Origin of the sequence: Pseudovibrio sp. FO-BEG1, from assembly GCF_000236645.1 — a bacterium.
Classification (GTDB): Bacteria; Pseudomonadota; Alphaproteobacteria; order Rhizobiales; family Stappiaceae; genus Pseudovibrio.
In genome coordinates, this window is sequence record NC_016642.1 from 3,187,067 (window position 1) to 3,213,537 (window position 26,471).

Below are 26,471 nucleotides of genomic sequence, written 5' to 3' on the forward strand. Positions count from 1 at the left end.
TGCCTGGGGAGTTGACCGGTGCAGGTTGCTGAGATGATCAGGGATGTAACCTGATCGCGACAAACGAGTGAGTTGAGGGGCGAATCTGACTCTAGGGAAAACGAGTGCAGATTCCTTTTGGGATTTAGATGCTTGGGGCATCTGGTTAAAGTGACAAGTAAAAGGCGTCGGGAGACTTTATTATAGCTCTGCCGAACCTGAGGGGGACAATGATCAGCGACCACCATTGGCTCAGCACAGAAGAGCCGTTGGTCTGCTTGCAATCCGGAAGACTTGAGCGGAGCACAAGCCCTGAAAAATGCTGACTGATACACTTTAAGCCTCCCTCTTATAGTGCGGCAGCTCCCCTAATTTTCAGGTGCCGTATCTTTGCGTCACGCACCGAAAAATCGAGAGTAATCAGGAAATCTAGTTCGAATTAATCTCACACTGGCAGGAAGTTTGAGGCATTTTGCCAGTAAAAATGCGACGCCTGAACACTGTGATTGGTGTAATCATGACAAGCGCTCAACTGCACGCAGCAACGCCTTGCCAAATCAACGGATGCTGATGCAGCCCATGTCGCAATACTTCTGGTGGAAACTGTTAGACCTTGCTGATCACTCAAGGCGAGTGCCATAAAAAATGCGGCCCTAAAGGCCGCATTCAAACTCTTTTGTAGCAACGGAAAGCAGCCCCACCACATGGGGCACAAACGATCGCCAGACATCTAGCCGAAACTGGTCCTGCTCCTCCCGTGTCAGGATCACCTGCACACTATCAAAAATCGTGCGTACTCCACGCCCAACAGTCAGCTCCCTCAAGTTGCGGGGACATGACGTGGATAACAGCTCCTCAGCTTCCGGTCCCGAAACCCGGATACTCACTTCACGGCTGGAAACCTCCGTCAGACTATGAACAGCATCTGCATACACTGCCGCCAGAGCTTCTTTGATCTTCGCTCGCCCATCCATCGGGCAGGTCAGCATCCACTCATCCGGTCCCAACTTGAGAGCAGTCACGTTGCCGGACCGAACCAGCTCGCTGATGGAGGAAGGCAGCTCAAATCCGAGGGCTTTTGACATAGCAACGGTGTTTTCGCGTTTACAACGCAAACTAAAACGGCCCATCGCTGGCAGAGTTTCGACTGTGGTGTTGAAAGCCATTTGCGCCGCTCCTTTAAAGATTAATTCGCTCGCCATCAGGATCGTAAAACACGGTCCCGGTAACGGTTGCACGATGGGTTTGCCCCGGCATCGGAACGTCAATCGACTTACCGTCTCGCTCAAAACCACCTTCAATCAAGGCCATAGCAATGGAACGCCCCAAAGCTTCACTCCAGTAGGAAGATGTCACATGTCCCAACATCTTAGCCGGAATGGAGGTATCTCCAGATTCCACAATCTGCGCGCCTTCCTCCAGCACAACACTCGGATCTTCCGTCAAAAGCCCAACCAGCTGCTTGCGGTTTGCGAGCAACATATCAGGCCGCGTTAAAGACCGTTTGCCAACAAAGTCAGGCTTCTTCTTACCAATCGCCCAGGTCAGTCCCGCATCAGCAGGAGTTACTGTGCCATCGGTGTCCTGTCCGACAATGATGTAACCCTTTTCTGCGCGCAAAACATGCATGGTTTCAGTGCCGTAGACACACATGTCATATTTCTTGCCTTCCTGATAAAGCATCTCCCAAAGTGCCCGCCCATGCTCAGATGGAACATTCACCTCAAAACCAAGCTCCCCGGTAAAGCTCACCCGGAACAACCGCGCCTCAAACCCGCCAACTGTACACTCCCGTAGCGCCATATGCGGAAACGCTTCGGCAGAAAGATCAGTGCCTTTGACAAATGGTTCCAATACCTTACGCGCATTCGGACCATTGAGCGCAATTGTGGACCACTGCTCCGTTGTTGACGTTAACCACACATCCAGATCCGGCCATTCCGTCTGCAAAAAATGCTCCATCATGGTCAAAACCCGCGCAGCACCGCCAGTTGTCGTCGTCACATGGAACCGATCCTGACTTATCCTCCCAATCACGCCATCATCACGAATGAATCCATCTTCACCCAGCAACAAACCATAACGACACCGCCCCGGCGCCAGCTTGGTCCAAGGGTTGGTGTACATCCGGTTCATGAACTCGGCAGCATCAGGCCCAACCACCTCGATCTTACCGAGAGTAGAAGCATCGAACATGCCCACAGAAGCGCGGGTTTCTCTGCATTCTCGTGCAACAGCCGCGTGTAAATCTTCCCCAGCCTTTGGATAGTACCAAGCACGGCGCCAGAGCGAGACTGGCTCAAAAACAGCACCGTTCTCTTCGGCCCAACTGTCAATATTGGTCTTGCGCGTCACCTCAAACAGCTCATCCTTATGGTAGCCAGCAAAGGTGCCAAAGGTGGTCGGCGTGTAAGGCGGGCGGAAAGTTGTCAAACCAACCTTGGGGGCAGGGCGTCCCAACTCGTCAGCTGCGATCTTCAGCCCGTTCATGTTGGACATCTTGCCCTGATCGGTCGCCATGCCATTGGTTGTAAAGCGTTTTACGTGCTCAATAGAGAGCATACCTTCACGCACAGCAAGACGAATATCCTTCGCTGTCACATCGTTCTGGAAGTCAACAAAAGCCCGTCGCGCCAACTTATCATCATTGCTCGGAAGCTCTTCCATCACGATGCCAGATCCGGCACGGTCTCCATCCACATCAACCGAAATAGTTTTCGCAGTCTGACCTAAAGACACCAGTGCTTGCTCTGCTGCATGCACGCCATCATCAAACGCCGCCTGCTGGCTCCACAAACCACGACCACCACCCGCAATATGGCAGCGCTCGGTTTTCTCACCGGGAAGGAAGACCTCGTTTTCCTCATCCCAATGCAAGCTGCCCTTGGTGTGAGAGAACAAATGTAGCGACGGCGTCCAACCGCCACTCATCAACACTATATCGCAGGAAACCTGCGTAATATCAGCGACCTTACCGTCACCGGTTACCCTTCCAACCTGAGTGCCTGAAACGCGTTTCTTACCTGCAACACTCGTAACTGTGTGACCTGTCTTGACAGTTATGCCCCGCGCTCGCGCCTCAGATAGCAAGTGATCACCAACGGAAGAGCGCACATCAACCAGAGCAGCGATCGTCACACCCGCATCAGCCAAATCAAACGCCGCATACCAGGCAGAATCGTGCGAAGTCATAACAACAGCCGCAGTGCCAACCTTCACTCCATACCGATTGAGGTAAGTCTGCGCAGCACTTGCCATCATCACGCCCGGGCGATCATTGCCATCAAACACCAAAGGCCGCTCCAGCGCCCCTTGAGCCAGAATGACTTCTTTCGCCCGAATACGCCACATCCGCTCTCGCGGTGCACCTGCTGGCGGATATGCCAGATGGTCCGTCAGCTTCTCAGCCACGCCCACCATGTTCTCATGGTAATACCCAATCGCAACAGACCGTGTCATGATGCGTACATTCGGGCAGGCTTTTAGCTCTTCAATACACTCAGAAAGCCACGCCTCAGCAGGCTTACCATCAATGCTGGCTGGTGCTTCAGAAAGCAGAGAGCCACCCAGCTCCCGGTTTTCATCCACCAACACCACATCCGTGCCATTACGCGCTGCAGTGAGCGCCGCAGCAAGCCCTGCAGGGCCAGCACCAACAATCAGCAGCTCAGCGTATAAGTAGCGCGATGCATAGGTGTCTGCATCCGGCTCACTTGGTGAAACACCCAAACCAGCTGAGGCCCGAATAACCGGCTCGTAAACCTTGTCCCAAAAGCTCTTCGGCCACATGAAGGTCTTGTAGTAAAAGCCAGCCGCAAAGAGTTTATGCAGCTTGTCGTTGATCGCGCCAACGTCGAAGTTCAGGCTCGGCCACTTATTCTGGCTGACCGTTGTCAATCCCTCATAGATCTCCTGGACCGTGGCGCGTGTGTTCGGCTCAAACCGCCCGGCGCCTCCACGAGACGTCCCAATCAGCGCATTGGGCTCTTCTGATCCTGCAGTAACAGGCCCACGAGGGCGATGATACTTGAACGAACGCCCCATAAGATGCACGCCATTCGCCAGCAGGGCGGAAGCAACTGTATCGCCCTCAAACCCTTCATAGGAAACGCCATCAAAGGTGAAGCGAATGCGCTTGTCGCGATTGATACGACCTTTGCCATCAACTCTCAAGTTGCTCATTGCTCTCTTCACCTTCTTCAGAACCAGTCGGACGAGCCTGCCCAATCTCATAGGTCGCGATAAACTTGTCGCTTACGGTGTTGCGCAAGGCATTGAAATAACGCCCACATCCATGCGTATGGCGCCATTGCTCAGCGTGGTCACCGCGCACATTGGAGCGAATGAACAAGTAATCCCGCCATTCAGCATCATTCTGCTCAGCAGGGTTCAGTGGACGATCAATATGCGCTTGTCCTGCATATTCAAATTCAAGTTCGGGTAGTTTTTCCTTGCAATAAGGACAGTGAATTAAAAGCATCTGCTACCTCCTTAATGCGCAACAGCAGCAGCGGCTGCTTCGTCGATCAGACGTCCGGTTTCAAAACGCTCAAGCGTAAATGGCGCGTTGATCGGGTGAGGTTCATCTTGTGCAATTGTATGCGCAAACACATGCGCAGAGCCCGGCGTTGCCTTGAAGCCACCCGTGCCCCAGCCACAGTTGAGGTAAAGCCCTTGCACTGGTGTCTTGCCGAGGATTGGAGAACGATCCGGTGTTACATCAACAACACCGCCCCATTTGCGCAGCATCCGCATGCGTCGGAAAATCGGGAACACCTCGCAAATCGCAGCCAGCGTATGCTCAATCAGCGGAAGCCCGCCGCGCTGGGAGTAAGATACATACTGGTCAGTTCCGGACCCAATCACCAGTTCGCCCTTATCAGATTGGCTGATGTAAGCGTGCACGGTGTTGGACATAACCACTTGAGGGAAGATAGGCTTTACGGGTTCTGAGACAAGCGCCTGCAAGGGATAGCTTTCCAGCGGCAGGCGAACCCCAGCCGTATCCATCACAACAGATGTGCCACCTGCCGCTGACACCGCGATTTTCTTCGCTTTCACGAAGCCACGCGCCGTTTGCAGGCCAGTCACGGCTCCGTCAGGCCCGCGCTCAATGGAAAGAACGGGGCAGTTCTGGATGATATCAACACCACGCGCTGCAGCTGCACGCGCGTAGCCCCAAGCCACTGCATCATGCCGCGCAGTCCCGCCACGCTGCTGGAAGGCTGCTCCCATCACCGGGTAACGTGCGTTTGGCGAGATGTTGAGCGGCGGACACTTCTCTTTTGCCTGCTCGGGTGTGAGCCACACATTGTCGACACCGTTCAGTCGGTTGGCATGGATATGACGCTTAAAGCTCTGCACATCATGAATATTGTGCGCCAGCATCATCACGCCGCGCTGCGAAAACATGACGTTGTAATTGAGATCCTGACTAAGCCCATCCCACAGATCCACAGCATGGTCGTATAAGCGCGCGCTTTCGTCATAAAGATAGTTGGAGCGGATAATAGTGGTGTTGCGACCCGTATTGCCACCGCCAAGCCATCCCTTGTCAATCACCGCCACATTGGTGATGCCATGTTCCTTGGCCAGATAATAGGCTGCACCAAGACCATGGCCACCAGCCCCCACGATGATGACGTCATACTCGCTCTTAAGCTCAGCATCAGGCCATTGCGGCTCAACATTCTTATAGCCCGTAAGCGCGCCCTTCAGGAGCGATACTGCGGAAAATTTTGACAAGGCTACCTCCTTGGAATTCAAGCAAGTTTGCCCACTAAGTAAAATCGTGTATGGTACTCTTGCGAAGAATTTGGAGTATTTTTGCGCAAGGGGTGCAGATGGCAAATACCGTTAGTCCTTCCCGGAAATCTCGATCTGCACTCAATGTTGGCTTCATTCTTGCCAACCGCTTCACGCTTTCCGCTTTCGCTAGTTTCATCGATGTCCTGCGCCTTTCTGCAGACGAAGGGGACAGCAGTCGTCCGATCCTTTGTAACTGGAGTGTTATTGCTCCCGACATGAAACCCATCCGCGCCAGTTGCGGCGTGCGCATTCATCCTGATAATGGCCTGGTTGATCCATCAAGCTTTGATTATCTGGTTGTTGTGGGCGGCCTGATTGAGCACATCGAGCGATTGGATCGTCGTTATGTAGACTACCTGCAAAGCGCTGTGGCTAAGGATGTCCCGCTGATAGGCCTATGTACCGGCAGCTTTATTCTGCACCGGGCCGGCCTTATGAATGGATACAAATGCTGCGTCAGCTGGTTCCACCGTACTGATTTTCTGGAACAGTTCGATGGCTTGGAGCCAGTCTCGGACCGGATCTTCGTAGTAGATCGGGACCGGATCTCTTGCTCTGGCGGAACAAGCGCTGTGCACGTGGCGGCCTATTTGGTGGAGCGACATGTCGGTCTGCGCCAGGCGCGCAAAAGTCTGAACATCCTCATGGTGGATGAAGCGCAGGATGACAGTAAAGCTCAGCCGTTCCTACCCACATCTATCAAGGCCAAAGATAACTTGGTCCAGCGTGCAGTCCTCATGATGCAGCAGGAAACAGAAAACCTGCGCAGTATCGAACAACTTTGCAAAATGCTGGGAGTAGGGCGCCGCAGTCTGGAGATGAAGTTCAAAGCCGACTTGGGGAAGTCTCCCGCCGAAGCCCTCAGTCACATCCGTGTAGAAGAAGCCAAGCGTTTACTGGATGAAACAGACGCCACCGTAACAGATGTAGCAATCCGCTCCGGCTTCTTCGATGCATCCCACTTCAACAAGGTCTTCCAAAAACACACCGGCCAAACCGCCAGCACCTATCGCAAATCCAAGATAGCTTAGCCGCGCAGTTTTTTAATCCCAAAACCGATCAGCCCAAATACAGTCGCCCAGAAAGCAACCGAGAGTACTGTTGACCACACAAGCAGCAGTGCTGACATATCTCCTAATGGGATACCAGAGGACCAGCTGATAGTGATTAAGGGTAGGAGGAGTATGTTCGCCAACACAGGCGAAACCTGCAGACCGACAAAAAAGCCCAGAGGGACAACGATAATCCCGAAGAGAGCGCCGACAATGATGAAGATGTCTGTCATGATCCAACCCGAAGCGCAAAACTAAGGCAATTCTCAAGCTGCCTTCTAACTTAAGGGCTCTCAGTAAACAAGAAAACCGTAAGCCGGTCGGTTCCTTAAGATGCCCTCACCGAAAACGGTACCTGTAAAAAATGAAGTTGTGTCTAAAATATAGTCACGACCAGAAAACGCATAAATAATAATCAAAAATACTCACTTATGAGCAGTGCCTGATAAACTCCGTGCGCTCAAAGAAATGTAAAATAATCAAATATTACAAAGCAATATTGATTTTTCTCAACTCCTCGAAATGCTCTGGCACAGGATTTGCTGAATTCATGCTGACCTAAACGTTTTGTGGTCGCCGAGCACTCTGGAACAACCAGTGGTGCCGTCACTCATACAATTGGAGTTGGGAATGGTTCGTTTCAGCAAAAAAGTGATTTCAGCAGCAGGTGCATCTCTTTTGGCATCTACGATCATCAGCGGAGCAGCGAAGGCCGAAGATACCATCAAGGTTGGCGTCCTTCACTCACTTTCAGGTACCATGGCCATCTCAGAAACCTCACTCAAAGACGTCATGCTCATGCTCATTGAAAAGCAGAATGAGAAGGGTGGTCTTCTTGGCAAAAAGCTGGAACCCGTTGTTGTCGATCCTGCTTCCAACTGGCCTTTGTTTGCGGAAAAAGCACGTGAACTGCTGGAAGTACATAAGGTCTCAGCGGTATTCGGCAACTGGACTTCGGTCTCCCGTAAATCTGTTTTGCCAGTCTTTGAAGAGCTGAATGGTATCCTTTTCTATCCAGTGCAATATGAGGGCGAGGAAAGCCAGAGGAACGTCTTTTACACCGGTGCGGCCCCAAACCAGCAAGCCATCCCAGCAGTTGATTATCTGCTTGAAAACGAAGAAGTGGAGCGCTGGATTCTGGTGGGAACTGATTATGTCTACCCGCGCACGACTAACAAAATTCTAGAAGCCTACTTGAAGTCCAAAGGTGTGTCTGAAGAAGATATCATGATCAACTATACTCCGTTTGGTCATGGGGATTGGCAGACGATTGTTGCTGATATCAAAGCCTTCGGTTCAGCTGGTAAGAAAACTGCCGTTGTGTCCACCATCAACGGCGATGCGAACGTGCCATTCTATAAGGAGCTGGGCAACCAGGGCATCTCCGCAGAAGATATCCCGGTTGTGGCCTTCTCAGTTGGAGAAGAAGAACTGGCAGGTCTGGATACTGCACCACTCGTCGGTCATCTGGCTGCATGGAACTATTTCCAGTCTGTCGACACAGAGATCAACAGTGAGTTCATCGAAACATGGCAGGCCTATACGGGTGATGAAGATCGTGTCACCAACGACCCGATGGAAGCCCACTTTATTGGCTTCAATATGTGGGTGAAGGCCGTCGAAAAAGCAGGTTCCACGGATGTGGACAGCGTGATTGATGAAATCGTTGGTGTATCTGTGCCCAACCTGTCCGGCGGTCACTCCACCATGATGCCAAACCACCACATCACAAAGCCGGTTCTGATCGGTGAAATTCAGGAAGATGGCCAGTTTGATATCGTCGATGAAACGGACGGTCTTGTTGCAGGCGATGCATGGTCTGACTACCTGCCAAAATCCTCCAAACTCATAGCTGACTGGCGCAAACCGCTCTCCTGCGGAAACTTCAACGTCACTGCCGGCTCCTGTGGTGGCGCAGCCACCAACTGATCCAATTCCCACCAAGCCATTGCGGGTGCGCTCAAAACGCATCCGCGATCATATGACCCTTTAAAAATGAGGAGCACATGGGGAAGAGGATCTACCCAATAGTACTCTGCTTGTTCATGGCGTTTGTCCTGGCAGTGCCGGCACATGCAAGCGCGACACTGGAAGAAGCTGTTCAGACTTTGGCAACGGGTAAGCTTAAAGAACGAGCCACCCAGATTGATCAACTGGCAAGCTTTCAGGATGTGCGCGTGGTTCCCGTACTGGAGGCTCTCGGGGCAGGGACACTGTTTTACCGGAAGAGCGACAAAGCGGTATTCAGAACTGCGCCAACCAGGGATGGACTTCAGCTTATAGCGCCGTTGACCGGTTCAATTGTGGCGACCGAAGCCCAAAAGAACCTGCGTAAAATCAAGGTCAACAACAAGCTGCGTCGTCAACTGAAAGCCGTAATTGCGGATCTCACATTAGCAAGCCCTGATGAAGGTATGCGCTTGCAAGCAGTGAATGCTCTTGCAAAAGCTGGAAACCATAATGCCTTGCCGGATTTGAAGGCAGCCCTTGCAAAAGAGCAGCATGAAGCCATCAAAACAGCGCTGTCAGACGCTATCGCAGCCTTGACTTTGAAAGATCCTGAGGCAACCGAAGAGGAAAAGTTGTCGGCCCTCATTCTCCTTAAAGAAAAGGGCAACCAGCAAGCACTCGCAATCATATCCGCTTTTGCAGCGCATGCTTCTTCGCCGCAGGAACAGGCTGCTGCTCAATCGGCTCTTGCGTCTGTCGAAAAAACACTGGTCTTCTGGGAAGCGGGACAGAACATCTGGTATGGCCTGTCGCTCGGATCAGTTTTGTTGCTGGCAGCTATTGGGCTTGCCATCACATTTGGTGTTATGGGCGTCATCAACATGGCCCACGGCGAAATGGTGATGATTGGCGCTTACACCACATTTGTGGTGCAGGACCTCATCCGCACCAGCTTCCCGGGAGCCTTTGAGTATTCACTGGCCATCGCACTGCCTGCCGCTTTCCTCGTTTCAAGCGCTGTCGGATTTGCGTTGGAACGCAGTGTGATACGCTTTCTCTACGGTCGGCCGCTGGAAACTCTGCTGGCGACCTGGGGTGTCTCACTGATGCTCCAGCAAGCGATACGCTCCATCTTCGGCCCAATCAATCAGGAAGTCGGCAATCCAGACTGGATGTCCGGTGCGTTTGAACTGGGCGGCCTCACACTTACAGCTAATCGTTTCTGGATCTTGGTTTTTGCGCTGTTTGTGTTCGCGGTGTTGCTCGTGGTCCTCAAACGCACGCACTTCGGCCTGCAAATGCGTGCCGTCACACAAAACAGAGGCATGGCCGCCTCCATGGGCATTCGCACGCCATGGGTCGATGCGTTCACATTCGCTCTTGGCTCGGGCATCGCCGGGATCGCCGGCGTAGCTCTTTCTCAGATCTCTAACGTCTCACCAAATCTCGGCCAGCTCTATATCATCGACAGTTTCATGGTCGTCGTGTTCGGCGGCGTTGGCAATCTGTGGGGCACGCTTGTTGGAGCCATGAGCCTCGGCGTGGCCAACAAGTTCCTTGAGCCATACTCTGGCGCAGTTCTGGCAAAAATTCTCACTCTCACGGCCATTATCCTGTTCATCCAAAAGAAACCGCGCGGCCTGTTCGCGCTGAAAGGACGGGCGGTAGAAGCATGATCTCCCGATTTCTTCTCGAAAAACTGGAAGGACACATCCTCTGGTTTGCAGCTGTTATCATGATGCTGGCTGTTCTCGTGCCACTCTTCAATCTGGTTGTACCGGCCGAACACCCCTTGCATGTGCCGGGTTACATTGTCGGCTTGCTGGGCAAATACCTGTGCTACGCTATGCTGGCGCTAGCCCTTGATTTAGTCTGGGGCTATTGCGGAATTTTATCGCTTGGTCACGGAGCCTTCTTCGCGCTCGGCGGATATGCCATGGGCATGTACCTGATGCGCCAGATTGGTGACCGGGGTGTCTATGCTCATCCGGTACTGCCAGATTTCATGGTGTTCCTCAATTGGCAGGAACTGCCTTGGTTCTGGCATGGCTTTGATCAGTTCTGGTTCACAGCGCTGATGATCCTCGCTGTGCCAGGTATGTTGGCCTTCGTGTTTGGGTATCTGGCATTCCGCTCACGGGTCACAGGTGTTTATCTGTCCATCATCACACAGGCGATGACCTACGCCTTGCTGTTGGCGTTCTTTCGCAATGATATGGGCTTTGGAGGCAACAACGGCCTCACAGATTTCAAGGATATTCTCGGTTTCTCATTACAAGCTGCTGAAACCCGGGCAGTGCTCTTTGCTGCAACAGCTGTTTTCTTAGCAATGTCACTTGTAGCGTGCTCCTTTGTTGTGCGGTCCAAACTCGGCAAGGTCATGCTGGCAGTCCGTGATGCTGAGAGCCGTACACGCTTCATCGGCTACCGTGTTGAGCATGTGAAACTGTTTGCCTTTATCCTCTCTGCCATGATCGCCGGTATCGCAGGGGCGCTCTATGTCCCACAAGTGGGCATCATCAATCCGGGAGAGTTCGCGCCAGCCAACTCTATCGAAGTGGTGATCTGGATTGCTGTCGGTGGCCGGGGAACATTGATTGGTCCGATCATTGGCGCAGTGCTCGTCAATGGCGGCAAAAGCTACTTCACCGCTGCATTCCCGGATCTGTGGCTCTTCACCCTTGGTGGCCTGTTTATCATCGTCACTCTTTTCCTTCCTAAAGGCATTGTCGGTCTGATGGAACAGTTACGCCACTCATTGGCACGCCGCATTCCTCAAAAGCAAAGTATAGCAACACTGGAGGCCGCGGAATGATCCAGACGCAAAACGCACCCCTTCTTTACTTAGATGGCGTTTCAGTCAGTTTCGATGGGTTCAAGGCCATCAACAACCTGTCGCTCGTGGTTGAAAAGGGGGAGATGCGCGCCATCATCGGCCCAAACGGTGCTGGGAAAACCACCATGATGGACATCATCACTGGCAAGACACGACCCGATAAAGGTGAAGTCTTCTTTGAAGGAAGCACTGACCTGACGCAATTGGATGAAGCCGATATTGCCCGTATAGGGATCGGCCGAAAATTTCAGAAACCAACCGTTTTTGAAAGCCAGAGTGTCTTCGATAATCTGGTACTGGCTCTAGCAGGTGATCCTGGTGTTTTTGCAGCGCTGTTCCATAGCCTGGACGAAGAACAGCACAAGCGGATTGAAGAGATCCTGGAGACAATCCGCCTGACATCGCGCCGTGATGTACTGGCAACAGACCTTTCTCACGGTCAGAAGCAATGGCTCGAAATCGGCATGCTGCTGGCACAGGACCCCAAACTGTTGCTGGTCGACGAACCCGTTGCAGGCATGACGGATGCAGAAACCATCGAAACCGCTCGTTTACTGCGGGAGATCGCCAAAACCCGATCCGTCATTGTCGTTGAACACGACATGAGCTTCATTCGGGATCTGAACGTCAAGGTGACATGTTTGGCAGAAGGTTCTGTACTTTCCGAAGGCTCTCTGGCCCATGTTTCTTCCGATGAAAAAGTCATTTCAAGCTATCTGGGGAGGTAAAGCATGCTGAACTTGGAAGTCAGCGGTGTGGATCTGCACTATGGTGCTGCGCAAGCCCTGCGCGGTCTTTCTCTTAATGTGGAAGAAGGACAGATCACCTGTGTGTTGGGCCGCAATGGTGTCGGTAAAACCTCGCTTCTGCGTGCCATAACAGGGCATCAACGGATTTCTGATGGGGACATCTGCGTGGATGGAGCGAGCCTTGGCAGCTCAAAGCCATATGCCCGCGCCGCACAAGGCATCGCCTATGTGCCTCAGGGCAGGGAGATCTTTCCTCTGCTCAGCGTGCGCGAGAACCTGCAAACCGGTTTTGCTCGCCTGCCACGCAAGGAAAGGTTCATTCCGCAGAAGGTCTTTGAGCTGTTCCCGATCCTCAAAAAAATGATGGGCCGCCGGGGAGGAGACCTGTCAGGCGGGCAACAACAACAGCTGGCCATTGGCCGTGCATTGGTAACACGCCCACGCTTGCTGGTGCTGGATGAACCAACGGAAGGCATTCAGCCCTCCATTATCAAAGATATAGGCAGAGCCATCAAACAGCTGAAAGAGGAGGGGCTAACGATCCTGCTTGTAGAGCAGTATCTCGAGTTTTGCCGAGAACTTGCTGATGCAGTTTACATTCTTGACCGTGGTGAGATCGTCCATACAGGACCGGCAAGTGATCTGGATAAAGACCATGTCCGCCAGCATCTTACCGTTTAAGCTAGTTAGCCAGCCACTCGAATCGAAAGTGTCTCGGGTACCGGCTATGCAGCGCACAAAAGGCACTGGCAGAGTAGGGTTTAAAGCCGCTCAGCACGATGGACTGCCTCCAACCTTACAGGAACTCTATCAGGAAGGTGCAGCCAAAATCCGTCTGCCAAAGGTCTACGATGATATGGCCGAGGCCGCGCTCATAAACACCAGTGGCGGTGTAACAGGCGGGGACGTGTTGAATTGGCACGTGAACCTGCAGACAGGTGCCAAAGCCGTGCTGACCACACAGGCTTGCGAGAAGATTTACAAGTCTTCAGAAGGCACTGCACAGATCACCAACACATTGAAAGTAAAAGATGATGCTGAACTGCACTGGCTGCCACAGGAAACGATCCTGTTTAATGAGGCCAGCCTGTCTCGAGCGCTTCAAGTAGATCTCGCCCCCTCAGCGCGCTTTCTTGCGGTTGAAGCAGTCATACTGGGTCGTCAGGCCATGGGGGAAACAGTTGAACGCGCCTACTTCAAAGACACATGGCGTGTACGCAAAGCTGGAAAGCTTATTCATGCAGATGATGTGCTTTTAAACGGTGGTCTGGGAACGAGAGCAAAAAATGCTGCAGTCCTTAACGGAGCACGGGCCTTCGCCTCCATTCTCTATATCGGGCCAGATGAGGAAGACCTTTTGAAGGCACGCGCGCAAAACCTCCAGAAACTGCAAGATCCCAAGCAAGTAGCCCTCAGTGCTTTTCGAGGAAAGCTCGTTGGACGGGTGATGACGCAAGATGGCTATACTTTGCGCCAAACCCTGATCCCGCTTTTACAAAGTCTGCGGTTGGGACGTGAGCTGCCGAAGCTCTGGAACCTTTAAGAAATATCGGGAGAAATCATGAACCTTACACCAAGAGAGAAAGACAAGCTGCTGGTCGCCATGGCCGCACAAGTCGCACGTAATCGACTTCAGCGAGGTGTCAAACTCAACCATCCTGAAAGTATTGCCCTCATCACCGACTTCGTTGTTGAAGGTGCAAGGGACGGTCGAACCGTTGCCGAGTTGATGTCAAACGGAGCTGACGTGTTGAACCGAGAGCAGGTGATGGAAGGTATCCCTGAGATGATCCATGACATTCAGGTGGAAGCCACATTTCCGGACGGAGTCAAGCTCGTCACCGTCCACAATCCGATCCGGTAGGAGGCGTTCATGATCCCTGGAGAATTCATAACATCCTCAGGTGAGCTGACCCTAAATGAAGGTCGTGCGAGTGTAACGATTAAAGTCTCCAACACTGGAGATCGACCGGTGCAAGTGGGTAGTCACTACCACTTTGCTGAGGTCAATGGTGCGCTCAGCTTCGATCGTGCAGCAGCTCAATGCATGCGCCTGAATATCGCGCCAGGAACTGCCGTGCGCTTTGAACCGGGGCAAACCAGAGAAGTCTCTTTGATCTCCTTTGGAGGTAGTCAAACTCTCACCGGATTTCAGATTAAAGAAGTGGAGACCGCTTAAATGGCAGCCACAATTTCCAGAGCAGCCTATGCCGATATGTTTGGGCCAACTGTTGGAGACAGAGTTCGTCTTGCGGACACGGAGCTCTTCATCGAAGTTGAAGCCGATCTGACCACATACGGCGAAGAAGTGAAATTCGGTGGAGGCAAAGTCATCCGTGATGGCATGGGGCAAAGTCAGTTATCGCGAGCCGACGGCGCCGTAGATACGGTCATCACAAACGCACTTATTGTCGATCACACCGGTATCTACAAAGCGGATGTCGGTCTGAAAGACGGTTCAATTCACGCTATCGGAAAGGCGGGTAACCCGGATACGCAAGATGGTGTAACCATCATTATTGGTCCCGGAACTGAGGCCATCGCAGGCGAAGGCAAAATCTTGACGGCTGGTGGAATGGATGCACACATCCACTACATATGCCCGCAGCAGATCGAGGAAGCGCTGACCTCTGGCGTCACGACAATGCTCGGTGGAGGAACGGGACCAGCCCACGGCACCCTCGCAACCACGTGCACCCCAGGCCCGTGGCATATTGCACGCATGATTGAAGCGGCAGATGCATTTCCAATGAACCTTGCTTTCGCCGGTAAAGGCAATGCTTCACACCCCAAGGCACTGGAAGAGATGGTACTCGCTGGTGCTTGCGCCATGAAACTGCATGAGGATTGGGGCACAACTCCTGCAGCAATCGATACCTGCTTGAGCGTGGCGGATGAACACGATGTGCAGGTGATGATCCATACAGATACGCTGAATGAAAGCGGGTTTGTTGAAAATACAGTTGCAGCCCTCAAAGGCCGCACGATCCATGCGTTCCACACTGAAGGAGCAGGAGGCGGGCATGCGCCGGATATCATCAAGGTCTGCGGTCTGCCTAATGTGATCCCGTCATCCACCAACCCGACGCGCCCTTACACTGAAAACACAGTGGCGGAACATTTGGATATGTTGATGGTCTGTCACCATCTGGACACCAACATTCCAGAGGATGTTGCCTTTGCGGAAAGCCGTATTCGCAAGGAAACCATCGCAGCGGAAGACATCCTCCACGACATGGGTGCTTTTTCGATCATCGCCTCTGATAGTCAGGCTATGGGCCGTGTAGGCGAAGTGCTCATACGCACCTGGCAAACTGCGGATAAGATGAAGCGTCAACGCGGACCGCTACCTGAAGAAACCGGAGAAAACGATAACTTCCGCGTCAAACGTTACATCGCCAAGTACACGATAAACCCTGCCATAGCTCATGGTCTTTCCAGACATATAGGCTCCATTGAGGTTGGCAAACGTGCGGACTTGGTGCTGTGGTCTCCAGCTTTCTTTGGTGTCAAACCGGACATGGTACTTGTGGGTGGCACCATTGCAAATGCTGTGATGGGCGATCCAAACGCTTCCATTCCAACCCCTCAGCCTGTCCACTATCGACCAATGTTCGGCTCATTTGGCAAGAGCCTGGCAAACTCCTCGGTCGTGTTGGTTTCAAAGGCCGCTCAAGCGGCTGGTCTGCGAGAAAAACTCGGCACTGCAAAGCAGATGATAGCAGTAGAAAACACCCGTTCCGGCCTCTCTAAAACGTCCATGGTGCACAACAGTTTGATGCCGCACATGGAAGTTGATCCCGAGACCTACGAAGTGCGTGCAAACGGTGAGTTGCTGACCTGTGAACCTGCTGAAATCGTTCCAATGGCACAAAGGTATTTTCTGTTCTGATGATCAAAGCAACTTCTTTGAAAAGAGCTGGCGATTACGCTGGCACCCCCGCATTCACCATCACACTCGCTCATGATGAACGCCATTTACGGCGCAAACGCCTCACATCGACGTGTGGAACAGGCATTATTGTGGATTTGCCGGAACCAGTTGTTCTGGGTGAGGGGGACGTCCTTGTGTTAGCCGATGGCCAGCTTGCAGTGGTCGCTGCAACGATTGAACCACTCTACAAAGTTACAGCGCGTGATCCGCTGCATTATGCTGAGCTTTGCTGGCATTTGGGCAACAGGCATTTACCGGCACAAATCACGCCTCCTGCCATCTTCATTGGTCGAGACCATGTCATCTATCATATGTTGGAAGGACTTGGAGCAAGGATAGAGGAAGTAGAACTGCCGTTCTCGCCGGTGCGTGGTGCCTATCATAAACATGGTGGTCACGCCCATGAGCATAGTCATGAATGAAGTCGCTCCAACTACGGCTCTTCTAAAACTCATGACTTGGCTTTCACCCAGTTTTCCGACTGGAGCATTCGCTTATAGTCATGGGCTTGAAAGCGCGATCCAGCGAGAGTTGATCACTTGTAGGAGCGATGCAGAGGAGTACCTACATGATCTAGTTCACACCGGTAGCCTATGGAATGATTTGGTCCTCGCATCACTATCTTGGAAAGCGGTCACACAAGAAGATAATCTATTTCTTGGCCAACTGAATGAGCTTGCACTTGCTCTTTGTCCAGGAGAAGAGCGATTTCTGGAAACGTCCTTGCAAGGGGATGCGTTTTTAAAAGCAGCAAAACCATGGGGCTCTAAGAAATTTTCTCTTCAGTTCGATAGTGCTGATCTTGCTTATCCCATTGCCGTTGCCGCAATCGCAGCAACTAACCGCGTTCCCCTGATAGTAACTCTAGCCGCATATCAACACAGCTTCTGTGCAAATCTGGTCAGCGTCATGATGCGTCTGGTTCCACTTGGACAGACTGATGGCATGCAAATTCTCGCAGATCTGGAACCTCATCTGACTGAACTCTCCAAGAGGGCAGCTACTGCAAGCCTAGACGATCTTGGCAGCGCAACACTCCATGGCGATTTTCTTGCCATTGCACACGAACACCAGCACACAAGGATTTTTAGATCATGACCTCTTCAAACGGACCGTTGCGTGTTGGTATCGGTGGACCGGTTGGTTCCGGTAAAACCAGTCTGACCGCAGCTCTTTGCTCAGCACTGCGCCACAAACTCTCAGTCGGAGTAGTCACCAATGACATTTACACAAAGGAAGATGCTCTCGCGCTCGTGAAAATGCAGGCCCTTTCGGAAGATCGGATCATCGGTGTTGAAACTGGCGGTTGCCCGCATACTGCCATTCGCGAAGATGCCACCATCAACTTGCAGGCTATTGATCAGTTAAACAGGCGTCATCCGGATCTGGATATCGTCTTCATTGAGTCTGGCGGAGACAATCTTGCAGCGACATTCTCACCAGATTTAGCCGACCTGACGATCTACGTCATATCAGTATGCCAGGGCGAGGAGATCCCTCGTAAAGGCGGTCCCGGCATAACGCGATCTGACTTGCTGGTGATCAATAAATCAGACCTCGCGCCTTTTGTAGATGCTGATCTTGACGTGATGAAGGTCGACACCACTCAAATGCGCTCGGGTAAACCGTTTCAGTTTACCGACCTGAAAAGCAGAAAAGGGCTCTCCGAGGTTCTTGCGTTTCTCGAAGAGCAGGGTGGTTTTGAGGTGAAGCAGGCTTCGTAGATTATGCTTTCACACGTAACATCTTTGGATCATATAGCGGTGCAAGGTGTACCTCGCAGGGGACACGTTCTGTGGCGACTTCAAGTTCGTAGTGGCCATCCAAAACGAAATCTGAATCGACACCATCGCTGTTTCGGACATATCCAAGGCCAATGGATTTTTGCAGGGTATGTCCGAAGCCGCCTGAGGATAGCCAGCCGACACGAACCCCATCGCGATAGATCGTCTCGCGGCCTGAGAGGATGATGTCGCCACCTGTTACAAAGGTTGCGAGCATCTTCTTAACGCCGTGGGTCCTTTGCTGTTCGATCGCGTCGCGCCCTTTAAAGGCAATGTTCTTTTTCAGCTTCACAGCCCATCCAAGGCCCGCTTCTTCCGGCGTATGGTCGGGCCCGATATCGCTGCCCCATGCACGATACCCTTTTTCCAGACGCAATGTTTCAATGGCGCGGTACCCCGCATTTCGGAGGCCAAACTCTTTACCAGCCTCATGCAGAGCCGCATAAACACTGGTGGCATACTCCACTGGCAAGTGAAGCTCCCAGCCGAGTTCCCCCACATAGGTCACTCTCAGTGCGTGGACCGGGCAACCTGCAATGCCGATCTTGCGCGCTTGACCGAAACGAAAATTCTCATTGCTCACATCGTCTCGCGTCACGCGCTCCAGGATGTCGCGTGATTTTGGCCCCATGAGGGAGAGCACCGAATAAGCAGAGGTGACATCGATCAGCTGAACATTCATCCCCACGGGAATATTGCGCGAGATCCAGTCAAAGTCATGGGTCGCAAACCCAGTTCCAGTGACGATGTAGTACTCGTCCTCCGCAACGCGAACACAGGTCAGATCGCACTCGATACCGCCGTGATCATTCAGCATTTGGGTATAGATCAATGTGCCAATTGGCTTGTCGACATCGTTGGCAGCGATCCAGCTGAGCGCATCAACCGCATCAGGGCCTTTCAGAGTAAACTTGGCAAAGGACGTCTGGTCAAAAAGAACGGCAGCAGACCGCGCTGCCTCGTGTTCCCGGCCCACAGGTTCGTGCCAGTTTGGCCGTGAGAACGTGTAGATGTCTTTCTGCTGCTCACCGTTCTTGATATCTGCATACCAGTTGGGCCGCTCCCAGCCCAGTTTTTCACCAAACACAGCACCGTCTGCTTTCAGGTACTCGTAAAGTGGTGATTTGCGGCAGGGGCGACCACTTTCATGCTCTTCATTGGGCCACGCCATTGTGTAGTGTTTGGCGTAGGCTTCTTTGGTACGCGTTCTGATCCAGTCACTGTCAAAATGCGGGCGACCAAAGCGGCGAATATCAACGGGCCATAAATCAAACGGCGGCTCACCTTTGGCGATCCATTCAGCCAGGGCCATGCCAGCCCCGCCACCAGCAGCGATACCAAAGGCGTTAAAGCCCGCATTGACATAAAAGTTCTTCAGCTCCGGGGCTTCCCCCATGATGAAGTTGCCGTCGGGGGTGAAACTTTCCGGTCCATTGATCAGCTCCTTGATCCCGGCAGTCTCCAGTGCTGGTACTCGGCCAAGGGAAAGTTCCATTAAAGGCTCAAAGTGGCCAAAGTCGCTGTCGAGCAAGGTGTAGTGGAAGCCTTTTGGAATACCGTCCTCTGCCCAGCTCAGCGGATTGGCTTCATATCCACCCATCACAAGGCCGCCGACCTCTTCTTTGTAGTAGGTCAGTCTGTCTGGATCCCGCAATGTCGGCAGATCTCTGGGAACACCAGGAATGGGTTCAGTCACGAGATACTGATGCTGCATCGGAACCAACGGCACATTCACACCAACGCTTTTAGCAAAGTCTCGTGTCCATTGTCCGCAGCACGCCACCACAACAGAACAGCCGATCCGACCACGGGAAGTCTCAACTCCTTTGATCACACCCTTTTCAACGTCAACGCTCAGCACCTTGGTATCTTCAAAGATCTGCGCACCAGCCATCCGTGCACCTTTGGCAAGCGATAAAGTAATGTCCGATGGGTTTGCCTGACCATCACTGGGCAAAAAGGCGGCCCCCACCACATCGTCCACCTGCATCAGCGGCCACAACTCCTGTGCCTCCTTAGGTGTCAGCAATTGCATATCAAGCCCGAAAGAGTGGGCAGTCGTTGCTTGTCGTTGAACCTCTGTCCAGCGTTCATGATTGCAGGCAAGCCGAAGCCCGCCATTCATCTTCCAGCCCGTCGCTTGCCCGGTTTCCTCTTCTAAGCGCTTATAAAGATCTACGGAGTAGCCAAGCAGCTGCGTGATGTTGGCATTTGACCGCAACTGCCCCACCAAGCCGGCAGCATGAAAGGTCGTACCGGAGGTCAGCTTCTTCCGCTCCAGCAACACGACGTCCCAGCCCAGTTTGGCAAGGTGATACGCTGTTGAGCATCCAACAATGCCGCCACCAACGATCACAGCTTTGGCCGTTTTCGGTAATTCCTTCATTGCAACCTCATTTTAACTGGAGCTCAGCAAAAGCACGTTCAAACCGGAGCAGGTTTTCTCTGGTGTAATCGGCGTAATCAAACTGGATCTTGGATGTCTGCTCGGAAACCATGCTCCACATGCTTTCGCGCAGCAAAGACGCACATTTCATCGCGTTGTATCTCTCCCACAACTCATCTGAGACGGGCGTGTCAAAATACGTTTCCAGAAGCAATTTCTGCAGGCCTTCTGAAAGGCCGGCGTTGGTGGCTAAACCTCCAAGATCAAACAAGGGAGAGTTCATGCCGGCATACTCCCAATCCACCAGCCAAAGCCGACCGTTCTCATTCAAAATGTTGGCGGGCAGCAAATCGTTATGGCACAGCACCAGATGTACGTTGCCAACAGCAGCCTCAAGCTTTTGCGCTTTTTGCATCAGGTCATCCAGCTTGGATATGTGATCAGAATCGAGTAAGCGCAGGGTTTCTGTGTAGTCCCGCAGAATATGAAATACCCAGAAAGCCAAAACAGGCCCCCGGATCAGCTGAGTTGCGTCTCTATGAACTTTTCCGAGCAGAGCAGCGATCAACTCAAGCATCTTTAGCTGTTGTATTTCTTCCTCAACTAGTGGATCAGCTGGAATGTAATCCTGAACAAGCGCGCCTTTTTGAAAGTATCGAACCGCAGGGGCAACACCAGCTGCATGAGCGGCCCGGCAGGCCGAAAGCTCGTTAAATCGCATCACCCCATGTTCGACGATGTCTTCCCCCAGCCGAACAACATATGTGCGGCCTTCATCGGTGATCTTCACGTTGAAGTTCGTAATGCCACCGCCAAGTATCTCAGCATTGCTGGGCGCTTTCCAGAACGGCAGTTCAAGTGCTTTGGTTACGGCTAATTCCTTCGTCAACGTCTCAGTCATGTCACCAGCCCCAATCTTGCTTGAGAGGATTTAGCGAGCGCGGATAAAATACGGTCCGCAATGATGGCAATGAAAGCAACAGCAAGACCCGCCACGATGCCTTGCCCGGTGTTTGCTTTGGTAAGAGCAATGTAAACTTCCTGGCCCAGGTCGCGTGTTCCAACCAATGCGGTGATCACAAGCATAGAAAGGGCCAGCATAATGGTCTGGTTCAATCCCAGAAGAAGGGAAGGGACCGCCAATGGCAGTTTGATATGCCAGAGCAACTGCCAGCGCGTGCATCCTGAAACCTTGCCAGCCTCGATAACCTGCGGATTGATCTCGCGTATGCCGTGAGCGGCATACCGTAAAGCGGGCGCCATAGCGTAAAGCACAATCGCCACCATGGCGGAAAATTCGCCAACCCTGAACAGCATGACAACCGGAATGAGATAAACGAAGCTCGGAAGCGTCTGCAGCGTATCAACCAGTGTGCCAAGAACACGGTTCACCCGTTCAGACCGCCCCGCCCAAACCCCAAGTGGCATGCCGATGGCAGCGGCCAATAAGACGGATACCCCGCAAAGATAAACGGTGATCATCGCATCTCGCCAGAGACCGTTTACCGCGATGAACCCAGCAAGAGAGATGCAGAGTAAGCCAAGCTTGAGGCCACCAACACGCCACCCTACAAGCCCCAGTGCCACAATGCCCCATGCCCACGGAATGCCAACAAAAAAGCGCTTTATCGGTAACAGAAGATAGGTCAGCAGTGCGGTCTTGAACGCTTCAAACACCTCAAAGAAGTTGATGTTGATCCACTTGATAGCCTCATCCCAAAAGGAACCGGTCGTGATTGTTAATGTTTCTGGATAGCTTTGCAGAAATGGAAACAACTTGCCCAGCAATGCCAGCCCAACAATACTGAGAAGGGCAATCCCAACGAGAGGAAGCGGCTTGATACGATCAATACCGAGCCCGTCACTTTGTCCGTGGTCTTGCTGAGAAAACGCCTGGCTCAACCGGTCCAATGCAATTGCGATAACTACGATTGCCAATCCAGCTTCGATGCCTCCGCCAATATCCAATCGCCGCAGGGCTGCCAACACGTCATAACCCAACCCGCCGGCGCCAATGATTGATGCAATGATGACCATGTTCAGGGAGAGCATGATGACCTGATTGACGCCAACCATCAGTGTTGGCAGAGCAGAAGGCAGCAGAACCTTCCACATCATCTGTCGAGACGTACACCCAGCCATCTGCCCAGCTTCATGCAGCTGTGTTGGCACGGATTGAAGAGCAACCAACACAACGCGCACCATGGGTGGCATGGCATAGATGATGGTTGCGACCAGCGCGGAAACCGGCCCAAAGCCAAACAGGAACAGGATGGGCACCAGATAGGCGAAGATGGGAACGGTCTGCATAAGATCCAGAACCGGACGCAGAAGTCGTTCAAAACTCGCAGACTTGTAAGCCAGAATGCCAAGCACAAGTCCGCCAATCACACCAAATGGCACCGCAATAGCAATTGAAGCCAGCGTGACCATCGCGCTTTGCCATTGCCCGAAGATCGCGAGATAAAAGAAGCAGCCAGCGACCAACAGCGCCAAACGCCTGCCACCAACACGAAGTGCCACTAGTGTCAGCAGCAGCGTAACTGCAATCCAGCTTAAGGACGGCAGAACCTCAACAGCCTGCTGACCCACACCGGAGTTAAAACCGTCCGCTAGCAAAGCCCTCACAGCATCATAGGGAACTTCAATCAAGGCAGAAAAGAAACGTGTGAGCTCACGAAATGTGAAAAGCCCAAAACTGGCCTCTTCAACCAACCACGACATGAAACCGCTGATCCGGTTGTCCAATTGCCATTCCCACGCGCTGGGAAATTTAATGATCCATCGCGCCCCAAAGGCTTTGTACAGCTGAAAGGAATAGTTGGAGAGCAACCAGGTTGCGGTAAAAAGCACACCCCAAAACAGAGCAGGACTGCGAAAGCGTTCCGAGAGTTGGTTGATCATTCCACCAACTCCTGTTCCAGCATCAGGCTCACAATCTTATCGCGATCTATGGTTCCAATCGGCTCACCATCATCATTCATCACACGAAATGGACGGTTTGATTTTCCAACTTGAACCGCCACATCCGCGACCTTCTGGTGCGCATTCAAATCTCCGGCATACGAGCCTGCGGAGCATCCTTGCTCCATGATCGTTGCAAGCTGAATGACTTTGGTCTTAGGAATATGTTGCGTGAACTCTTCCACGTACTCTGTTGCCGGATGAGTGACCAGCTGTTCCGGCGTTGCAATCTGGACGATCTCGCCATCCTTCATCACAGCAATTCTGTCCGCTAACCGAATAGCTTCTTCAAAATCATGGGTGATGAAGATAATCGTCTTGTGAAGCTTGCTTTGAAGTCGCAAAAATTCATTCTGCATCTCACGCCGGATTAAGGGATCCAGCGCAGAAAAGGGCTCATCCAGAAACCAGAGATGAGGATCGCCAACGAGCGAGCGCGCAATCCCAACCCGCTGCTGCTGCCCACCAGAAAGCTCCCTAGGATAGGCGGATTCACGCCCGGTCAGGCCAACGGTGTCAATCATCTCCTGTGCACGCGCTTCGCGTTCCGCGCGACGCACACCCTGCACATCCAATGGAAAGGCGACGTTTTGAAGGACAGTCAGATGCGGCAGCAGGGCAAACTGCTGAAACACCATCCCCATCTTCTTGCGCCGTACTTCAATGAGCTCGCGCTCAGACATACTGAGCAGGTCTTGCCCTTTAAACCGTATTGCACCTGCGGTGGGTTCCACCAAACGGGAAAGGCAGCGCACCAAAGTTGATTTGCCAGAACCGGAAAGACCCATGATTACGAAGATCTCGCCCTTCATAATCTGCAGATTGGCTGCGCGAACAGCACCTGTCAGCCCAGCAGTATCCAGTGCCTCAAGGTCTGGTGTGGACGGTCTGTCACGCAGAAAGGTTTCTGCGTTAGTCCCATAGATCTTCCAAAGATCCTGGCAATCCAAAAGGACAGACTGGTTCATGAAACGTCCCCACAAGCGCTGATCGTCAACTGAAAGCAAAGGAAGATCTGGCCTCGTATCAAGGCCAGATCCGGGGCAGAGTTACTTCAACCAGCCCTGCCATCTTTCTTCATTTGCAGAGAGCCATTCACCGACAACGACATCCACAGCTTGCCCCTCCAGATCCACTTTGGAGATCATGGCGCTCATTTCAGCATTGCTGACGTGGAAGTTGGAGATTGCCTGAGCAGCGCCTGGCCATTTTTGACCTAGACCCGCCCAGGCAACCTTCCAGATGGGGCCAGTGGGTTTGCCACAATCATAGGCTGCACTGGGGTTAACTCCCGTTGTCGCATCCTGATAGCAGGCGGCAGAGTAGGGCGGAAACTCAATGAACTTACCGTCATACTTTGCAGGCGCCCAATGCGGCTCATAAAGCCAGAGAATGATGGGCGCCTTGCGTTGATAGGCAGACTCCAACTCTGCAAACAACGCAGCATCGGTACCGGCATGGACAACTTCAAAATCTAGTTCCAGAGCCTCAACTCGCTCTTCGTCAAACCCGCCCCAGGTGACCGGGCCACCCAGATAACGCCCTAATGGTGCAGTCTCTGCGGTTGAAAATGCCTCGGCGCAGTCCTTAAGAGCTTCCCAGTTTGGTAAGCCGGGACAAACGTCTTCCATATAGGATGGATACCACCATTCCTCGATGGCAATCATGCCGCTTTCACCCAGGCTCACTACATTCCCGGTTTCAATGGCTTCATCCATCGCTTCCCGACCTGTGGTTTCCCAGATCTCCATGGCAACGTGCAGATCGCCGGTCTTCAGGCCAGCAAACTGGGCAATGTAGTCGGCTTGTACATACTCGATGTTATAGCCAGCCCGTTTCAGAACTTCCCCCATGATGGTGGTGGTGATGATCTGTCCAGACCAGTCATGCGTGGTGATTTTGATTGGATCGAGAGATTCAACGTCGGCTTTGGCTGCACTGATGCTCAAAGCCATGACCAAAGCAATTGATGGAATTTCAGAGTATTTCATCCTGTCCCCTCCTACAGATGATTTTCCTCATCTCAACGCTGCAAGAATTGAAACCCAGCCCCCGAACAACTCCATCAGCGCGCACTTAGCTTACGGTGAGGTATTTGAGAAAATCAACATAATCCCACAGATATAATTCTCAAATAATGTGCTTATGTGTGGGTTAATGTGGCTATTTGAGGTATTTTGTGTTTTGAATAACGGGACTTAACACTGGCATATACAAAGCTGTTGTGGAGCGGATTTCATGGAAAACATCAATAATCAAACCCAAAGTGAAATCCTGGAAGCAGTCAGAAAGGCAGGAGGAACGAGCCGAATCGTAAGCCTTGCCAGGCACCTTGCAGTCTCCGAAGAAACCATCCGCCGCAACGTGAAATCGCTCGCGAAAGAAGGATTTCTTGAGAAAGTCCATGGGGGCGTGCGACTGCTCCATGAAGACAATGAGGAAAGCGACTTCCACGCACGAATGCTTGAGTGCCCGGCAGCAAAGAGAAAAATCGCAGCAGCAGTCGCAAACATGATCGAAGACGAAAGCTCACTCTTTTTGGATGTGGGCAGCACCACCGCTTTTATCGCCGATGCGCTTAAAGACCATAAGCGCCTGATGGTCGTCACCAACTCGGTAGCCGTTGCCTACAAACTCGCCACACGAAATGACAACCGTGTCTTTATGGCCGGTGGAGAACTGCGCGCCCATGATGGCGGTGCTTTTGGTGCCACTGCAGCAAGCTTCTTCGAGAACTTCCAGACAGACTACGCAATCTTATCGGCTGCTGCCATAAGCCCAAGCAAAGGCATCATGCTGTTTGACCTTGAAGAAGCTCAAATCTCCAGAACAGTCATGCAACACGCCAGCTGCAAAATCGTAGCTGCAGATTCCAGAAAATTCACCCGAACAGCCCCCATCAATGTCTGCGATCCAACTTTGATTGATGCGCTTGTCACAGAGCAGAAACCGACCGACACGTTCTATCAGTCAGCAGAATGTTGGAAGGCCAAAATAGTCGTTGCCAACTAGTGCGATTTAGAGCCATA

24 protein-coding genes are annotated in these 26,471 nt (G+C 52.4%); 14 read left to right on the forward strand and 10 right to left on the reverse strand.

Features of this window, described 5'->3' with window-relative positions:
* Nucleotides 1–632: 632 nt before the first annotated feature.
* From PSE_RS14415 to PSE_RS14430, 4 genes are read right to left on the reverse strand one after another with little or no spacing between them, the layout of a single operon-like run.
* A complete protein-coding gene (locus PSE_RS14415) occupies nucleotides 633–1,145 on the reverse strand; it encodes a sarcosine oxidase subunit gamma (protein ID WP_014285531.1) in 513 nt (170 codons plus the stop codon).
* A 13-nt stretch (nucleotides 1,146–1,158) separates the two neighbouring features.
* Nucleotides 1,159–4,161, reverse strand: a complete 3,003-nt coding sequence (locus PSE_RS14420) for a sarcosine oxidase subunit alpha (protein WP_014285532.1) — start codon at nucleotides 4,159–4,161, stop codon at nucleotides 1,159–1,161.
* The gene (locus tag PSE_RS14425; protein ID WP_014285533.1) at nucleotides 4,142–4,459 is read right to left on the reverse strand and encodes a sarcosine oxidase subunit delta; all 318 of its coding nucleotides are present in this window, start codon (nucleotides 4,457–4,459) and stop codon (nucleotides 4,142–4,144) included. The genes PSE_RS14420 and PSE_RS14425 overlap by 20 nt, the downstream gene beginning before the upstream one ends.
* An 11-nt stretch (nucleotides 4,460–4,470) precedes the next feature.
* On the reverse strand, nucleotides 4,471–5,724 hold the full coding sequence (locus PSE_RS14430; RefSeq protein ID WP_014285534.1) for a sarcosine oxidase subunit beta family protein: 1,254 nt from the start codon (nucleotides 5,722–5,724) through the stop codon (nucleotides 4,471–4,473).
* 98 nt (nucleotides 5,725–5,822) lie between these two features.
* Here PSE_RS14430 and PSE_RS14435 point away from each other — a divergent pair, with 98 nt between their 5' ends.
* Complete coding sequence (locus PSE_RS14435; RefSeq protein ID WP_041768523.1) at nucleotides 5,823–6,818, forward strand: GlxA family transcriptional regulator; 996 nt, start codon at nucleotides 5,823–5,825, stop codon at nucleotides 6,816–6,818.
* On the opposite strand, the gene PSE_RS14440 is transcribed toward PSE_RS14435, so the two are convergent.
* Nucleotides 6,815–7,072 carry a hypothetical protein gene (locus PSE_RS14440; protein ID WP_014285536.1) on the reverse strand — a complete coding sequence of 86 codons (258 nt, stop codon included), beginning with the start codon at nucleotides 7,070–7,072 and terminating at the stop codon, nucleotides 6,815–6,817. The two genes, PSE_RS14435 and PSE_RS14440, sit on opposite strands and share 4 nt — an antisense overlap.
* A gap of 397 nt (nucleotides 7,073–7,469) precedes the next feature.
* Here PSE_RS14440 and urtA point away from each other — a divergent pair, with 397 nt between their 5' ends.
* The 12 genes from urtA (at nucleotide 7,470) to ureG (ending at nucleotide 18,032) form a co-directional block, all read left to right on the forward strand.
* Nucleotides 7,470–8,768, forward strand: a complete 1,299-nt coding sequence (gene urtA / locus PSE_RS14445) for an urea ABC transporter substrate-binding protein (RefSeq protein WP_014285537.1) — start codon at nucleotides 7,470–7,472, stop codon at nucleotides 8,766–8,768.
* Nucleotides 8,769–8,845: 77 nt separating this feature from the next.
* Nucleotides 8,846–10,465, forward strand: coding sequence for an urea ABC transporter permease subunit UrtB (gene urtB / locus PSE_RS14450; RefSeq protein ID WP_208997942.1), 1,620 nt, complete (start codon nucleotides 8,846–8,848; stop codon nucleotides 10,463–10,465).
* On the forward strand, nucleotides 10,462–11,604 hold the full coding sequence (gene urtC / locus PSE_RS14455; RefSeq protein WP_014285539.1) for an urea ABC transporter permease subunit UrtC: 1,143 nt from the start codon (nucleotides 10,462–10,464) through the stop codon (nucleotides 11,602–11,604). Before urtB ends, urtC begins: the two co-directional genes overlap by 4 nt.
* Entirely contained in the window at nucleotides 11,601–12,353 is a 753-nt protein-coding gene (gene urtD, locus PSE_RS14460) for an urea ABC transporter ATP-binding protein UrtD (RefSeq protein WP_014285540.1), read from the forward strand. The genes urtC and urtD overlap by 4 nt, the downstream gene beginning before the upstream one ends.
* A 3-nt stretch (nucleotides 12,354–12,356) precedes the next feature.
* Nucleotides 12,357–13,055, forward strand: a complete 699-nt coding sequence (gene urtE, locus PSE_RS14465; protein WP_014285541.1) for an urea ABC transporter ATP-binding subunit UrtE — start codon at nucleotides 12,357–12,359, stop codon at nucleotides 13,053–13,055.
* A 46-nt stretch (nucleotides 13,056–13,101) separates the two neighbouring features.
* On the forward strand, nucleotides 13,102–13,917 hold the full coding sequence (locus PSE_RS14470; RefSeq protein ID WP_014285542.1) for an urease accessory protein UreD: 816 nt from the start codon (nucleotides 13,102–13,104) through the stop codon (nucleotides 13,915–13,917).
* 18 nt (nucleotides 13,918–13,935) lie between these two features.
* A complete protein-coding gene (locus PSE_RS14475) occupies nucleotides 13,936–14,238 on the forward strand; it encodes an urease subunit gamma (RefSeq protein ID WP_008546448.1) in 303 nt (100 codons plus the stop codon).
* Between the two features lie 9 nt (nucleotides 14,239–14,247).
* Complete coding sequence (locus PSE_RS14480; protein WP_041768525.1) at nucleotides 14,248–14,553, forward strand: urease subunit beta; 306 nt, start codon at nucleotides 14,248–14,250, stop codon at nucleotides 14,551–14,553.
* Nucleotides 14,554–16,266, forward strand: coding sequence for an urease subunit alpha (gene ureC / locus PSE_RS14485; RefSeq protein WP_014285544.1), 1,713 nt, complete (start codon nucleotides 14,554–14,556; stop codon nucleotides 16,264–16,266). It abuts the gene before it with no gap.
* The gene (locus PSE_RS14490) at nucleotides 16,266–16,730 is read left to right on the forward strand and encodes an urease accessory protein UreE (protein WP_014285545.1); all 465 of its coding nucleotides are present in this window, start codon (nucleotides 16,266–16,268) and stop codon (nucleotides 16,728–16,730) included. Before ureC ends, PSE_RS14490 begins: the two co-directional genes overlap by 1 nt.
* Complete coding sequence (locus tag PSE_RS14495) at nucleotides 16,723–17,406, forward strand: urease accessory protein UreF (RefSeq protein WP_148266150.1); 684 nt, start codon at nucleotides 16,723–16,725, stop codon at nucleotides 17,404–17,406. Before PSE_RS14490 ends, PSE_RS14495 begins: the two co-directional genes overlap by 8 nt.
* Complete coding sequence (ureG, locus tag PSE_RS14500; protein ID WP_014285547.1) at nucleotides 17,403–18,032, forward strand: urease accessory protein UreG; 630 nt, start codon at nucleotides 17,403–17,405, stop codon at nucleotides 18,030–18,032. The genes PSE_RS14495 and ureG overlap by 4 nt, the downstream gene beginning before the upstream one ends.
* Before the next feature lies 1 nt (nucleotide 18,033).
* Here ureG and PSE_RS14505 read toward each other — a convergent pair whose 3' ends face one another.
* The 5 genes from PSE_RS14505 to PSE_RS14525 all read right to left on the reverse strand — a co-directional run bounded on the left by PSE_RS14505 (nucleotide 18,034) and on the right by PSE_RS14525 (nucleotide 25,433).
* Nucleotides 18,034–20,478, reverse strand: a complete 2,445-nt coding sequence (locus PSE_RS14505) for an FAD-dependent oxidoreductase (RefSeq protein ID WP_014285548.1) — start codon at nucleotides 20,476–20,478, stop codon at nucleotides 18,034–18,036.
* Nucleotides 20,479–20,485: 7 nt separating this feature from the next.
* Nucleotides 20,486–21,379: a choline/ethanolamine kinase family protein gene (locus PSE_RS14510; RefSeq protein WP_014285549.1), complete on the reverse strand. Its 894-nt coding sequence runs from the start codon at nucleotides 21,377–21,379 to the stop codon at nucleotides 20,486–20,488.
* A complete protein-coding gene (locus PSE_RS14515; RefSeq protein ID WP_014285550.1) occupies nucleotides 21,376–23,382 on the reverse strand; it encodes a proline/glycine betaine ABC transporter permease in 2,007 nt (668 codons plus the stop codon). Before PSE_RS14515 ends, PSE_RS14510 begins: the two co-directional genes overlap by 4 nt.
* Entirely contained in the window at nucleotides 23,379–24,410 is a 1,032-nt protein-coding gene (locus PSE_RS14520) for a glycine betaine/L-proline ABC transporter ATP-binding protein (protein ID WP_041768528.1), read from the reverse strand. The genes PSE_RS14515 and PSE_RS14520 overlap by 4 nt, the downstream gene beginning before the upstream one ends.
* 81 nt (nucleotides 24,411–24,491) lie before the next feature.
* Nucleotides 24,492–25,433: an ABC transporter substrate-binding protein gene (locus PSE_RS14525; protein WP_041768529.1), complete on the reverse strand. Its 942-nt coding sequence runs from the start codon at nucleotides 25,431–25,433 to the stop codon at nucleotides 24,492–24,494.
* 247 nt (nucleotides 25,434–25,680) lie between these two features.
* On the opposite strand from PSE_RS14525, the gene PSE_RS14530 reads away from it, so the two are divergent.
* A complete protein-coding gene (locus tag PSE_RS14530; RefSeq protein ID WP_014285554.1) occupies nucleotides 25,681–26,454 on the forward strand; it encodes a DeoR/GlpR family DNA-binding transcription regulator in 774 nt (257 codons plus the stop codon).
* Nucleotides 26,455–26,471: the final 17 nt, after the last annotated feature.